We start from the raw sequence: 13115 nt of genomic DNA, 5'->3' as shown, positions 1-13115 counted from the left end.
ATCGTGCAACGGGACATCAAGACGCGGCGCATCAGGTTCCGCTACCCGGCCGGCGCTATGCGACGGCACTACGTGCAGGACGACCTGGGGATGAGTCACGTGGTCTCGGTGCTTTCGGGAGCCTTCCCCGAGGGCGAGGCGTTCATGATCCGCTCGGTGCGCGCCGTGGCCGGCCAGATCACCGATCCTGAGCTCAAAAAGCAGGTCGCCGGGTTCGTCGGCCAGGAAGCGGCGCACAGTCGTGAGCATCGGGCGCTCAATGAACGCCTGCAGGAGATGGGATATCCCACCGCGTTTGTCGATCGGGCGACCCGCAAGGTCTTGGCGGCGCGCACCCGCTATTCCTCGCCAAGGTATTGCATCGCGATGACCGCGGCGCTGGAGCACTACACCGCGATCCTGGCCGAGACGCTCCTGAGTGATGAGCGGGCGCAGCAGATGTTGGGACAGGGCGAGGTGCGATCCATGCTGCTGTGGCATGCGTTGGAGGAGTCCGAGCATCGCACGGTGGCATTTGAGGTCTATCAGGCCATCGGCGGCACTAACCGCATGCGAGTTTTTGCCATGTGGTTCACCACTTTTGGGTTCTTCACACTCGCCGCGTGCGCGTCCTTGGCATCGTTGTTGCGGGACCGGGACTTCTACAATCCGCGCATCACCTACCGCAGCGCAGTCCGGCTCTTTGGCTCCCCATTCTTCTCGCGCGCGGTCTTTCGTCGGCTACTTTCCTACAGCCGCAAGGATTTTCATCCTGACGACGTTGACAACAGCGAGCTGATAGCCAAGTGGAATGCGGAGCTTTTCGGCGAGCAGGGGCAGATCGCCGACCATTTGCACTGATGGTCAACCGGTCAGATAGCGCGTGAGCATATCGACCAGCTGATCTTCGAACAGTTGCGGGTCGATCGGGCGCGGCCCCGCGATCAGGCGGTGCACCAGTGACTCGATGGTCGCTACCACCATCCTTGCTGCCGTGTCGGTTTCAGTTACCCGTACTTCGGGATGGGCGGCCAGTACTGCCTCGGCAGCCGCGATGACGGCATCCTCGGACCGGTGCAGCATCGCCAGGAATTCCGGAGGACGCGGCGCCTCTTCGAACAGCACCCTGTGCAGCCGAGGGCTGTCCCGATGATTGGCTATCGCGGATCCTACGAACACCCGCACAGTGTCTTCGATCGTATCGGGCAGCCCGGCCGCCAGATGCTGGTGAATGAGCGCGAACCCCCGGTGAGTGTGGGCGGTCATGAGCTCGACGAGGATCGCGTCCTTGTTGGGGAAGTACTGGTACAGCGACCCGATCGAAATCTCTGCCCGCTCGGCGATGCGATTTGTGGTACCCGCCGCATAGCCGAAGTCGGCGAAAACGTGAGCAGCCGCCTCCAGGATGCGTCGGCGGGTCGCCTCCGCACGGTCCTGTCGGGGCTGCTTGCGCGGCTGTAGCCGGCTGCTGGACATGATGTCGAAGCCCTCCCCGAAAGCGAGTATCGCCAATGCGAGTAATTACTCATAATAGTGTTTGAGCTGGCGCTATGGGAGGAAACGTAGATGAAGACGGTTTATCTGGAAACTGAACTGCCCACCGATGCCGACCGGGTCTGGAATGCCATGCAATATGCCGGCACCTTTCTGTATCTGTGTCGCGGTCTGTTCGGCATCCCGGCGCTTTCGGGGCGTACCGAGCCCCTGCGGGTGGGCGAGGCCGGCACCGCGTGGCTGTGGGGCCTGCATCTGATCCCGTTGTACCGTCATACGATTCATGTGGTCGAAGTAGACGCGGACAATCGCACCGTACGAACCAACGAGAGCGGCGGGATTCTGCGCACCTGGAATCACACCCTGCACGTGGAGCCGATTGGCCGGGGACGGTGCCGTTACAGCGATTCCATCGATATTGATGCGGGGATGTTCAGCGCAGCGGCCGCCGGCGGCGCGGCGGCGATTTTCCGGTATCGACAACGGCGCTGGCACCGGTTGGTCAACAAGCAATTGTTACCGGAGGGTCCGGCATACACGCGGCAGTAGACCTGGGTCACAACCGCTCTGGGCCTTGGCTGTTCGGCGACCTCTAGAACTTCGGTGACATTCCTCGGCCTCGGTGAGATGAGGCGTGCGTTAGCGGGCGCGATCGCCACGACGGGCGTCTAGGTCAGGTTGGTGACAAGTAGGCACGCGGCGGTGCCGACGACAATGCTCAGCACCGCGTTGCGCCGCCACAAGTGCATGCCAACCGTCACGGCTGCTCCGAGGATCGGTCCGGTCCCGTGTGCGGGAGCGGTGAAGTCGATTGTCGACAGGCAGTACACGGCGAGAATCACAGTGGCGCCCAATGGCATCCAGCGACCTAGGTTGATGGCCAGCTCGTTGTTCTTTATGGCGCTTCGCGCGGCGAACGGTAGCGCGCGCAGTGCGAACGTAATCGCTACGGCAGAGGACAACGCCGCGGCGATGTAAGCAAGTTCAGGCATGGGAGGCCTGCGGCCTCGCGTGGGGGACGCGGGTCACGTAGTGCCGGGCCACGAGAGTGACGGTGTAGCCGCACATTGCCACGAGCACCATCGCGCCGGGCACAAGCACCAGTGCCACGAGGGCTGCCGTGACGGCGAGCGCCGCGCCCCTCCTATCGGGGCGGGAGCGGTAGGTGTCAATGGTGAGCACCAAGAACATCGCGATGAGCACGAAATCAAGGCCCTTGAGTCCGCTCAGGAACGAGGCACCGGCAAGGCCGCCGGCTGTCGCACCCGCAACCCACGAAAGGTGTAGGCCGAACTGGGTCCACAGGATCCGCCGGGAGCTCAATGCCTGCTCGTCCAGTGCGGTGATCAACGCGTACGCCTCGTCACACAGCGCGAACATGCTGTACGACTTACCGATCCGGCTGCCGATTCGGTCGAGGGGGAAGGACAGGCCATAGAAGAGGTGGCGCGAATTGACGAGAAATGTCGTCAGGGCGATCGCGGGAACCGAGGCGCCGGCGGACAACATGCCGATCAGGATGAACTCGACCGAGCCCGCGAACAGTACCCCCGAGATGAGCGGGGCCAGCCACCAGGGGAGGCCGTGGGCGGTGACGACCACTCCCAACCCGATACCGAGGGCAAATAGTCCAGCCCACACCACGCCCGCGTGGCGGGCGGCTTTGAGCAGCTCATCGCCCCGTGGGGATCTCGGCGACAACACCTCCTGGCTCATGCAGCAATCATAGAGTGGATAACACGCACGATGGTTGTCGATATTGCTTCCAATCCGGTCTGTGAGGCAATATAGATGCATGGACAAGCTAGATCGCGCAATAATCGATCAGCTTCAGGATCATGGGCGGCTGACGAACCAGGAATTGGCGGACCGGGTTGGCCTTACTCCGGCCCCGTGCCTGCGGCGGGTGCGCCGGTTGGAAGCCGAGGGTGTCATTACGGGCTATACCGCACTGGTGAATCCGGCGGCGCTGGGCCGCGACTTCGAGGTGATCATCTACGCAGATCTGGTGGCCAAAGACCTTGCCACGGTTGCGTCTTTCGAGGAGCGCCTGGTGGCGATGGACGAAGTCGCCGAGCTGAGGCGAATGTTCGGCATTCCGGACTATTTCATCCGGGTGCAGACAGCCGACCTTGCCGCCTATGAGCAGTGGTTGAGTGTCAAGCTGATGGGTGACCCGGCCATAGCCCGTGTCGACTCGCGGCTCACGATGAAGCTGCTCAAGTCACGCCGCTGAGGAAGCGCTTGGTGCGCATGCGCTCACAGCAGCCTGTGTGCTCGTAGATCGGCGATGTATTTGGCGATCAGCGCACGATCGATTTGCGGAATATCGGCGCCGTCACCTCCGATGTTGTTCTCCTGTACGGCTTTCCGGAATACATGATTGGGCGTGGCGGCAGCACGGCGCGGGTTGCCCGGTATCCGATACGCATCGAGGAGCGGAAGTACTGAGGCGCGCCGCTGCTCGTCGGGCAGACCTCGCAATGCCGTCTCGAAACGGGACAGCCATTCGTCGTAGTTGTCGATGATGTCGATGGAATGCCCATCTTCCATGAGCCAGTCGACAAAGGTGTCCACAGAAATGCCGTCATCGTGAGGATTCATGACGTCGTACGAGCGAAATCCCTCGGACGAGGACAGGCCGAGGCTGGTAATGGCTTCGGTGACGAAATCGACCGGCAGCCCCTCGTAGTGAGCGCGTGGGCGGGCACCGCTGCCATCGCCTTGGTAAAAGCTTCGCGGCGCGATGCCGGTGAGCACCAGGCTCAGCAGCATGCGGGTGAAGGCGTCGGTGACGTTGAGTTGTCCGCTGTAACGGCGGTGCGTCAGGATCATGTCGGACCGGAACACGCTGACCGGCAGGCCGCATATGTCGTGTGCCTCCCGCAGCAGCACCTCGCCGGCCCATTTGCTGTTGGCGTACCCGTTGGCGTAGCCGGGGTCGATATGCCGGGTGGGACTCACCGTGCGGATGTCCCCGTCCTCGTCGAAATCGGGCACGGTCATGGCCACGGCCATCGTCGACAGATAGGTCACCGGCTTGATCCGGGTGGTCAGGGCCAGCCGGATAACCTCCGCCGTGCCAAACACATTGGGGCCGAACAGCTGGTTGTAGGGCAGCACGTGGTTGACCAGCGCGGCCGGATGCACGATCTTGTCGACATCGCGGGCCAGCTGCTCCCAGGTGGCGTCATCCACGCCGAAGCGCGGCTGAGCGATATCGGCGGCGATCACGCGCAGGTGCCGTCGAGCCAGGGTGTGGAACTCCTCGAGCAGTGTGCGATCGGTGTCGCCGTAGGCGGCAACGAGGCGCGCGAGGGCTTGATCGGCGTTGTCGCCGCGGACCAGGCAGATCAGTTGTCCACCTGTCTGGGACAGCCGTTGCAGCCACTCCAGGCAGAGGAATCTTCCGAGATATCCGTTGGCGCCGGTGAGCAGAACGGTAGCTACCGCGCCCGCCGGCACGTCGAGTTGCGAAGCGTTGTGGAGTGTCTCGGCGTCGATGAACTTGTCGAGTGTCAGTTCGGTGGCGCTGATGACGGTGGTGTCGAGCCCGTGCACGCTGGCAGCGGTCGCGGTGCTGTGCTCCCGTTCGTGCTGGATGTAAGCGGCGAGCTTGCGCAGATCGGCCGCCGGGCCGGTGATCACACCGACCGGAACCTCGACGTCGAAGAGGTCTCGAAGAAGATTGGAGAATGTCAACGCGGACAGCGAATCTCCGCCGAGGTCGATGAAGTGGTGGTCGGGACGGACGGCGTCCGCAGACATGCCGAGGAGGGCCTGGGCGGCCTCGGTGACGGTATCGAGGACCGGGCGTTGTTGCGCCGTATCGCGGAGCTGCCGCAGTTCCTGGACGCGTGCCTCGGCGAGGTCGACGTAGAGCTGCTCGAGCCGGTCGCCGTAGTGCTCGATCATCTTGGGACGTATCGGCTTACCGACAGCCGCAAGCATCCCACTCTCGATCGTGAATGGAGTGGTTTCGATAATGAAGTCGGCGGGCAGCTCGTAGGAATGCAGGTGGTTGGAGCGGGCGGTCCGCTGCAGTGACTCCCGGATCGAATTCTTCAGTTCGACGGGGTCCGGGTGTGCCCGCAGGGCTTCCTCGGTGGGCACCACAACGGCGAGGAGGTATGCGCGTTCGCTGTTGCCGTAGACGAAGATCTGGCGCACCAGCGGCGCACCCACATAGACCGTTTCCAAATTGGCGACCGCGACGAACTCGCCCTGGGCGAGCTTGATGACGTTATTGCGCCTGTCCACGTACACCAATTGGTCCGGCGCGACCTCCGCCATGACATCGCCCGTGCGGTAGTAGCCATCGGCGTCGAACACCTCGGCGGTGACGTCGGGACGCTTGTAGTAGCCGGGCGTTGCGGTGGCACTCTTGACCAGCAATTCGCCACGCGGATGGGGCTTGTCGGTGGTGTAGTACCCGAGCTCAGGAACATCGACGAGCTTGTAGTCGAGCACCGGCGGCCGGGAAATCTTGCCGTCTCGGAACACGCCGCCGACCTCGGTCAGGCCGTACAGATCAAGCAGATGAAAGTCCAATGAGGACTCCAGGAAAGCCTTCATCTCGGGGGACAACGGCGCGGTGGCGAGCATGCCGGCGACCACACGCCCGCCCAGGACATCTTCGCGCAGTTCGGTTTTGGCTAGCCGATCGGCGGTGTCGACGTCGGTTCCCCCGGCCATCAGTGCGTCCACTCGCGTTTGGTAGTGCTGGAAGAGCATGTCGACGACACGGGGAACCACACCCATATGGGTGGGCCGTGCCAGCTGCCAGTCCTCGAACAGGGTGGACAGATCGCTCTCGGGGACGAAGTAGCATGTGCCGCCGGGAATGAAGGCCGTCAGCAGTCCTACCCGGCCCGCAAGGTGGTTGAGCGGCAGGAAGTTCACGTTGATGATCGGGGTGTCCCGGTTGGGGGCGGCGCCCGAGGACCAGAAGCGGGTCACCGTCCACTCGGTGAACATCGCCCCCTTGGGCGCGCCGGTGCTACCGGAGGTGTACATGATCAGGGCCGTGCGCTGATCGTCCCCGGCCGTGTACAGCACGGGTTCGGGTAGGTCTCGTCCTCTCCCGATCACCTCTGCGAGCGGTTCGACTACAACGTCCATACCGGCCGCGTGCAAGCGTTCTCTTGCCGTGGCCAGTTTTTCGCGATGATCGTCGGTCTCGGCGCGGTAATCGAACACCACAACCCGTCGCAGATCGGTAAGCCCGACAGCTGCCTCGACCGCGAGATCCAGGCAGTCCGCGCTCGCCGCCACCAGGCGTGGGCTGGTCTCCTCCAGCATCATCCGCAGCTGCGCCACAGATGTGTTGTGCTGCAGTGGGATCGAGACCGAACCATTCATGAGGGTGGCCAGATCCAGGGTGACGTAGTCGGGACTGGAGAAGCCGATGGTGGCGATGAAGTCGCCGGCGCCCATGGGAATGTCGCCATGCTGCCACTCCGCGAGGATGGCCGAGATGTCTTCCAGGAGTTGCCCATAGGTGATGGTTTCAAAGGCAGGGAGCAGCCGGTCGACCGTGCGGCCGGTGGCGGTGTCGACCACCGACTCGCGGGACCGGAAACCCATCACCGGGCGCTCCGCGTAACCGCTGAGCAACGCGTGGAGTACCTGGGATAAACGCAGGCCGGGCGCCAGCAGCGAGTCCATCACCGCTGGATCCGGCATGGCTGCCCGGAATTGGGGATCGGACTCGAACAGTTTGGCAACGCGAGCCGCCGCACCAGCCGTCATTTGCGGCTCACTTTCTGTTACTGGGGGATAGCTGGTTTACCGGTCCGGCAGGGGACGCTCGACGATGACGCTGCGGCCCAGCGGCTCTCGCTCGCGACGCTTGGCCGCCAAATACACCTGTGCGGTTTCGTCGGCGACAGTGGCCCAATCGAAGTCCGCGGTGAGCCGCGCCCGTGCGGCTACCGCCCGCTCGGCGGCAGCGGCAGGGTCGTCGAGCGTGCGAGTGACCGCCTCGGCAATACCTGCCACGTCGCGTGGCGCAAAGGACATTCCCGTCTCACCATCGATGACTGCCTCGCCGAGACCGCCGACGGTCGAGGTCACCAGGGGAGTACCCGCGGCCGCGGCCTCCAGTGCCACGATGCCGAACGGTTCGTAGTGGCTGGGCAGTAGGATGGCGTCGGCATGATGTAACCAGTGCAGCAACTCCGAATGGTCGAGGGTGCCCAGGAACTGGACAGACTTTACGACCTTGTACTTGCGCGCCTGTTCCAGCAGCCAATCCTGTTGTGTACCATCGCCGGCCACCGCCAGCACGGTTCCGGGGTGCGCACGGCGAATCTTGGGCAGCGCCGCGATCGCGTCGTGGATGCCCTTCTCGTATTCGAGCCGCCCCACAAAAAGCAGTACCGGAGGAGTGCCGTCTGCGGGTGGTCGGGGCGCGAAGACCCAACGAGTGACGTCGATTCCGTTGCGGATGACGTGGACCTGTGGCAGCTCCGGCCCAAATAGCTGAGTCACCTCGTCGAGCATCGAGGCCGAGCAGGTGATCAGCGAGTCCGATTCGCGAGCCAGCCACCATTCCACCGAGTGCACCTGCCGGCTGATGCGCCCAGACACCCAGCCGCTGTGGCGGCCGGCCTCGGTGGCGTGCAGCGTGGACACCAGCGGGACATCGAAATGTTCGGCCAGCGCGATAGCGGGGTGGGCGACCAGCCAGTCATGCGCATGGACCACGTCGGGGCGCCAATCACCGGATCCCTTGAGGCCCAGGGCTAATCCCGCCCGCACCATGGCGTGTCCCATGGCGAGCGTCCAGGCCATCATGTCGGTGCCGAAGTCGAAGTCGTGGGGGTCCTCGGCGGCAGCGACCACACGGACGCCTTCGGAAATTTCGTCGGAGGTCGGATGACTCGACGGGTCGGTGCCCGAGGGGCGGCGGGTCAGCACCACCACGTCGTGCCCGGCGGCGGCCAATTCGGTGGACAGGTGATGCACGTGTCGGCCCAGTCCGCCGATGACCACCGGCGGGTACTCCCACGAGACCATCAGAATTCTCATAGATGAGCCTCTCGGGCGAAGACCGTGTTGAGATGAGCCTCTCGGGCGAAGACCGTGTTGAGATGAGCCTCTCGGGCGAAGACCGTGTTGAGATGAGCCTCTCGGGCAAGGGCCATGTTCATCGGGGCAGCCTCCGGGCATCAAGCGCGCCGAACAATCCGTCCGCGCGATTCCAACCGTCCGCCAATCGAGATGCCACGTCGTGACGTCCGCTGGCCAGGGCGCCGGCAATCTCGCGGGTGGCGTGTGCGTGCAGGTGCGCGCGGTAGCGCGCGTAGTCGGCCGCCGAATCCTTGCTGACCATGAACGGCCAGTCGCTGGACACGGTCAACAGCGCTTCGCGCAATATCTGATCGGCCACCCGGTTGCGGGTATGCGGCGCGGGTTGCTCGTTGAGAGCCTTGTCCACCGCGGTGAGCGCGGTGTCGACGACCTCGGTGTTCAACTGCACCAGGTCGGCTACCTTCTCGCCGTTCCACACATGCCAATCCTTGCCGGAGCCCCATGAACTGGCGGGCAAGTCGAACGGCTCGCCCACATATCCCTGCTCGCGGGCCTGCTCCAGCGTGCCCACCTGAATACCGGCTTCGGGTAGCGCGCGCAGCACCCGTTCTAGCCAGGTGGGCCCTTCGTACCACCAGTGTCCATAGAGCTCGGTGTCGAAGGCGGCGATGACGTGCGCGGGCCGCCCGATGCGGCTGGATTCGTCGACGAGACGCTGGCGGACGGTGTCCACGAAATCGCGGACATGGATGTCGATCGCGGCATTGGCGCGCTCGGGGTCATAGGGTGCCTTGGATTCCGATGGCACATTGCGTCCGGTGACACGGGCCGGCTTGAGTCCGGTGTCATGGTCATAGGTGTGGAAGTCGCGGTAGGCGGCATGGCCCGGATATCCGGACTTCGGGGACCACACGCGGTAGCTCACCGCCAGGTCGCGGCCGAAGGCAACCACGTCGGAGTCGCCCACCGTGCGGCCCAGGGACGTGTCTCCCTGTAGGGACGGACCATCCACCATGAAGTGCTTGACGCCTGCCGCCGCGTAGCCCTCTTCCATACCCGGGGCGTAGGCGCACTCGGGCGCCCAAATACCGGTGGGTGCATGCCCGAAACGCTGTGCGGCATCTGCCAATCCTTCGCGCAGTGCGAACTCGCGCAGGCGCGGGTGCAACAGCGGCTGGAACGGATGAGCCAGTGGGCCGCCCAGCAGTTCGATGGCTTTGGCATCGATCAGGTTGCGCAGCGGCCCGCTGCCGCCGTGACGCCAGTACGTGTCGAACTCATCGAGGGCAGCGGTAGCAGTCTGATACTCGCGAACTCCGAACGCTCGCAACATTTCCGGGCTCGACGCGGTGCCTGGTTCGGCATCGGTGCTGCTGATTGTGGAAGCCTCGAATGCACGCAGCTGCCAGTTGGCGAGCCAGCTGTGCAGCCCGGTCAAGCAGTGCGGATCGTCTAGCTGCGCGGCCACCACGGGGGTGATGCCCAGCGTGAGCAGGTTCTCCCGGCCCTCGGCGGCCAGTGTGCGCAACACCTTGAACAGCGGCAGGTATGCGGCGGACCAAGACTGGTATAGCCACTCCTCGCCGACCGGCCAGCGCCCATGGTTGGCCAGCCACGGCAGGTGTGTATGTAGCACCATGGTGAAAAGGCCTGGAACGGGCTTCTTGGATGGCGTCACGGAATCACCGCAATGGCAACCAGGTCCAGGCTCGCGTCGATATCGCGCTCACCGGCGTCGACAATTTCGAAATCCTCGGTGGTCAGACCGGTGATGTCCGCCAGTAGCTCCTGCGGCCACGGCGCGCCCGCGACGGCGCGCTCGATTTGCGCGTCGATGATCGAACCGCCGTATTTGGCGTCGAGCTCGCGCAACCGCGGTCCGTGAAAAACTCCGTTCATCGACTCCAGTGAGAACCCGTTCTCCTCAAGGAGTTCGGTGAGTTCGGCACCGTTGAGCTCGCGCGTGTGGAAGGGGTTCAGCGGGGTGTCGCGGCCGGGGGAGAAGGTGATGCGATTCGGCGTGCTGATCAGAAGCGATCCGCCGGGCCGCAGGACGCGGGCGCATTCGCGGATGAACTGGCCCTGATCCCACAGGTGTTCGATCACCTGGAAGTTCACCACCACGTCCACCGATCCGTCGGCCAGTGGTAGGTCCGCCAGGTTTCCGGCCCGCATATCCACCCGCGGGTAGCGAGCCTTCACGTGTGCGATCGCAGACTCGTCGTAGTCCAGTCCGATGACGTGCTGGGCCACTTGCGCCAGCATGTCGGCGCCGTAGCCCTCACCGCTGCCCGCCTCCAACACGCGACGTCCCGCGCACAGGCTGCTGAGCCGCTCGTAGACGACCTCATGGCGGCGGAACCAGTAGTTCTCCTCGGCGATGCCGGGCACGGTCCGCTCTCCGGTCAGCGCCAGCGTGGCGTCCGGATCTTCGGCCGATGGGCCGCTTGTGCGGAGCGGATCGGCCGGGTGCGGGTCGGTCAGGTGCGAGTTCATCGTTAGGCAGGCTATCGGGTGAACGCCGTGTCTTAATACTGGTGGCCCAGATCACAGGCCGGAAACCAGGAGTGAACCGGCTATGGTGTACGGGCGAACTCCGTATGTTACCCGTGAGTAATAAGATCAGCCGGATTAGTCACGAAAATGTGACAGTGCGACCGGCGGGCGTGGGTGCGCATGGAAGCACAGAGCAGATGGCCAGCACACCGCTGGCAGACAGCGAAGAGGAAGGACGATCGGAGACTCATGACGAACATCGCGGTCCTGATCAAGCAGGTCCCAGACACGTGGTCGGAGCGCAAGCTCACCGACGGTGACTTCACGCTCGACCGGGAAGCCGCCGACGCGGTGCTGGACGAGATCAACGAGCGTGCCGTTGAAGAAGCGCTGCTCATCAAGGAGCGCGAGGGCGGCGACTCGGTCGTGACCGTGGTCTCCGCCGGACCGGAAAAGGCCACCGAGGCCATCCGCAAGGCGCTGTCCATGGGGGCCGATAAGGCAGTTCACCTGCTCGACCCGGGTCTGCACGGATCCGACGCCATTCAGACCGGCTGGGCCCTGGCCCGCGCGCTGGGTCAGGTCGAGGGTGTTGAGCTGGTTATCGCCGGTAACGAGGCAACTGACGGCCGCTCGGGCGCCATTCCGGCGATCATCGCCGAGTACCTGGGCCTGCCGCAGCTGACCCACCTGCGCAAGCTGACCGTCGAAGGTGGCGTCGTCAAGGGCGAGCGTGAGACCGACGAGGGCGTGTTCGAGGTCGAGGCCACCCTGCCGGCGATCGTCAGCGTCACCGAGAAGATCAACGAGCCCCGCTTCCCGTCCTTCAAGGGCATCATGGCCGCCAAGAAGAAGGAAGTCGCCGTGCTGACCCTCGCCGAGATCGGCGTGGAGGCCGACGAGGTGGGCGTCGCGAACGCCGGGTCCACCGTGCTGTCCTCGACCCCCAAGGCCGCCAAGACCGCGGGCGAGAAGATCACCGACGAGGGCGAGGGCGGCACCAAGGTCGCCGAATTCCTGGTTGCCCAAAAGATCATCTAAATCGACCCCCTTAATACCCAAACGAGAGAGTAACGAGAATCGATATGGCTGAAGTACTTGTGCTCGTTGAGCATTCAGAGGGTGCGCTGAAGAAGGTCAGCGCCGAGCTCATCACCGCCGCCCGCGTCCTGGGCGAGCCCTCGGCCGTCGTTGCCGGTCCCGCCGGTACCGCCGCGCCGCTGATCGACGGACTCAAGGAGGCCGGCGCCGCCAAGATCTACGTCGCCGAGTCCGATGTCGTCGACAGCTACCTGGTGACCCCTAAGGTCGACATCCTTGCTGCGCTGGCCGAAACCGCCAGCCCCGCGGGCATCCTGATCGCCGCCACCACCGAGGGCAAAGAGGTCGCCGGACGTCTGGCCGCACGCCTGGGCTCGGGCCTGCTGACCGACGTGGTCGAGGTCCGTGAGGGTGGCAAGGCTCTGCACTCGATCTTCGGTGGCGCGTTCACCGTTGAGGCCCAGGCCAACGGCGATGCCCCTGTCATCACGGTGCGTCCGGGTGCGGTGGAAGCTGCGCCTGCCGCCGGTGCGGGCGAGCAGGTCGCCGTCGAGGTACCCGCGCCCGCCGAGAACGCCACCAAGGTCACCTCTCGCCAGCCGGTGGTCGGCGGCGACCGTCCGGAGCTCACCGAGGCCAGCATCGTCGTGTCCGGCGGTCGTGGTGTCGGTAGCGCCGACAAGTTCAGCGTCGTGGAGGCTCTGGCCGACTCGCTCGGTGCCGCCGTCGGCGCCTCGCGTGCCGCCGTCGACTCGGGCTACTACCCGGGCCAGTTCCAGGTGGGTCAGACCGGTAAGACTGTGTCGCCTCAGCTGTACATCGCCCTGGGTATCTCGGGCGCCATCCAGCACCGCGCCGGTATGCAGACGTCGAAGACCATCGTCGCGGTCAACAAGGACGAGGAAGCCCCCATCTTCGAGATCGCCGACTTCGGCGTGGTGGGCGATCTGTTCAACGTCGCACCGCAGCTCACCGACGCCGTGAAGGCCCGCAAGGGCTAAGTCCGTCTTCGGGACGGCTGACGTTACGCCACTGGACTATCCAGAGCCCCAGACCACCGCGTCGAGGGC

General features: G+C 64.5%; 12 protein-coding genes. 5 read left to right on the top strand and 7 right to left on the bottom strand.

From position 1 onward, the window contains the following. Nucleotides 1–3: 3 nt before the first annotated feature. Nucleotides 4–840 (top strand): metal-dependent hydrolase, encoded by an 837-nt coding sequence (locus tag MAB_RS17105; protein ID WP_005111781.1) that lies wholly within the window; start codon nucleotides 4–6, stop codon nucleotides 838–840. Nucleotides 841–843: 3 nt separating this feature from the next. Here the strand turns inward: MAB_RS17105 and MAB_RS17100 are convergent, their stop codons facing one another. Beyond that, complete coding sequence (locus tag MAB_RS17100) at nucleotides 844–1491, bottom strand: TetR/AcrR family transcriptional regulator (RefSeq protein ID WP_005111779.1); 648 nt, start codon at nucleotides 1489–1491, stop codon at nucleotides 844–846. A 54-nt stretch (nucleotides 1492–1545) separates the two neighbouring features. Between MAB_RS17100 and MAB_RS17095 the strand changes: the two genes are divergently transcribed. After that, entirely contained in the window at nucleotides 1546–2022 is a 477-nt protein-coding gene (locus MAB_RS17095; RefSeq protein ID WP_005081314.1) for a hypothetical protein, read from the top strand. Between the two features lie 119 nt (nucleotides 2023–2141). Here the strand turns inward: MAB_RS17095 and MAB_RS17090 are convergent, their stop codons facing one another. Together MAB_RS17090 and MAB_RS17085 are read right to left on the bottom strand one after the other, a co-directional pair. Further along, nucleotides 2142–2465 (bottom strand): branched-chain amino acid transporter permease, encoded by a 324-nt coding sequence (locus MAB_RS17090; protein ID WP_005081319.1) that lies wholly within the window; start codon nucleotides 2463–2465, stop codon nucleotides 2142–2144. Beyond that, entirely contained in the window at nucleotides 2458–3189 is a 732-nt protein-coding gene (locus tag MAB_RS17085; RefSeq protein ID WP_005111777.1) for an AzlC family ABC transporter permease, read from the bottom strand. The genes MAB_RS17090 and MAB_RS17085 overlap by 8 nt, the downstream gene beginning before the upstream one ends. A 79-nt stretch (nucleotides 3190–3268) precedes the next feature. On the opposite strand from MAB_RS17085, the gene MAB_RS17080 reads away from it, so the two are divergent. After that, nucleotides 3269–3709: an Lrp/AsnC family transcriptional regulator gene (locus MAB_RS17080; protein WP_005056723.1), complete on the top strand. Its 441-nt coding sequence runs from the start codon at nucleotides 3269–3271 to the stop codon at nucleotides 3707–3709. Nucleotides 3710–3732: 23 nt separating this feature from the next. Here the strand turns inward: MAB_RS17080 and car are convergent, their stop codons facing one another. The 4 genes from car to MAB_RS17060 all read right to left on the bottom strand — a co-directional run bounded on the left by car (nucleotide 3733) and on the right by MAB_RS17060 (nucleotide 11004). Beyond that, on the bottom strand, nucleotides 3733–7224 hold the full coding sequence (gene car, locus MAB_RS17075; RefSeq protein WP_005111775.1) for a carboxylic acid reductase: 3492 nt from the start codon (nucleotides 7222–7224) through the stop codon (nucleotides 3733–3735). Between the two features lie 36 nt (nucleotides 7225–7260). Further along, nucleotides 7261–8505: a glycosyltransferase family 4 protein gene (locus MAB_RS17070; RefSeq protein WP_005056727.1), complete on the bottom strand. Its 1245-nt coding sequence runs from the start codon at nucleotides 8503–8505 to the stop codon at nucleotides 7261–7263. Between the two features lie 118 nt (nucleotides 8506–8623). Further along, nucleotides 8624–10147: a 1,4-alpha-glucan branching protein domain-containing protein gene (locus tag MAB_RS17065; protein ID WP_005135407.1), complete on the bottom strand. Its 1524-nt coding sequence runs from the start codon at nucleotides 10145–10147 to the stop codon at nucleotides 8624–8626. Nucleotides 10148–10182: 35 nt separating this feature from the next. Beyond that, nucleotides 10183–11004, bottom strand: coding sequence for a class I SAM-dependent methyltransferase (locus MAB_RS17060; RefSeq protein WP_005086476.1), 822 nt, complete (start codon nucleotides 11002–11004; stop codon nucleotides 10183–10185). A 249-nt stretch (nucleotides 11005–11253) separates the two neighbouring features. On the opposite strand from MAB_RS17060, the gene MAB_RS17055 reads away from it, so the two are divergent. After that, nucleotides 11254–12045, top strand: a complete 792-nt coding sequence (locus tag MAB_RS17055) for an electron transfer flavoprotein subunit beta/FixA family protein (RefSeq protein WP_005056735.1) — start codon at nucleotides 11254–11256, stop codon at nucleotides 12043–12045. Nucleotides 12046–12089: 44 nt separating this feature from the next. Further along, nucleotides 12090–13046 (top strand): electron transfer flavoprotein subunit alpha/FixB family protein, encoded by a 957-nt coding sequence (locus MAB_RS17050; RefSeq protein WP_005056737.1) that lies wholly within the window; start codon nucleotides 12090–12092, stop codon nucleotides 13044–13046. Nucleotides 13047–13115 lie beyond the last annotated feature (69 nt).

The organism is Mycobacteroides abscessus ATCC 19977, from assembly GCF_000069185.1.
Taxonomy (GTDB): Bacteria; Actinomycetota; Actinomycetes; order Mycobacteriales; family Mycobacteriaceae; genus Mycobacterium; species Mycobacterium abscessus.
Note: the sequence above shows the minus strand (reverse complement) of the source record. Positions and strands in the feature narration are given on the sequence as shown.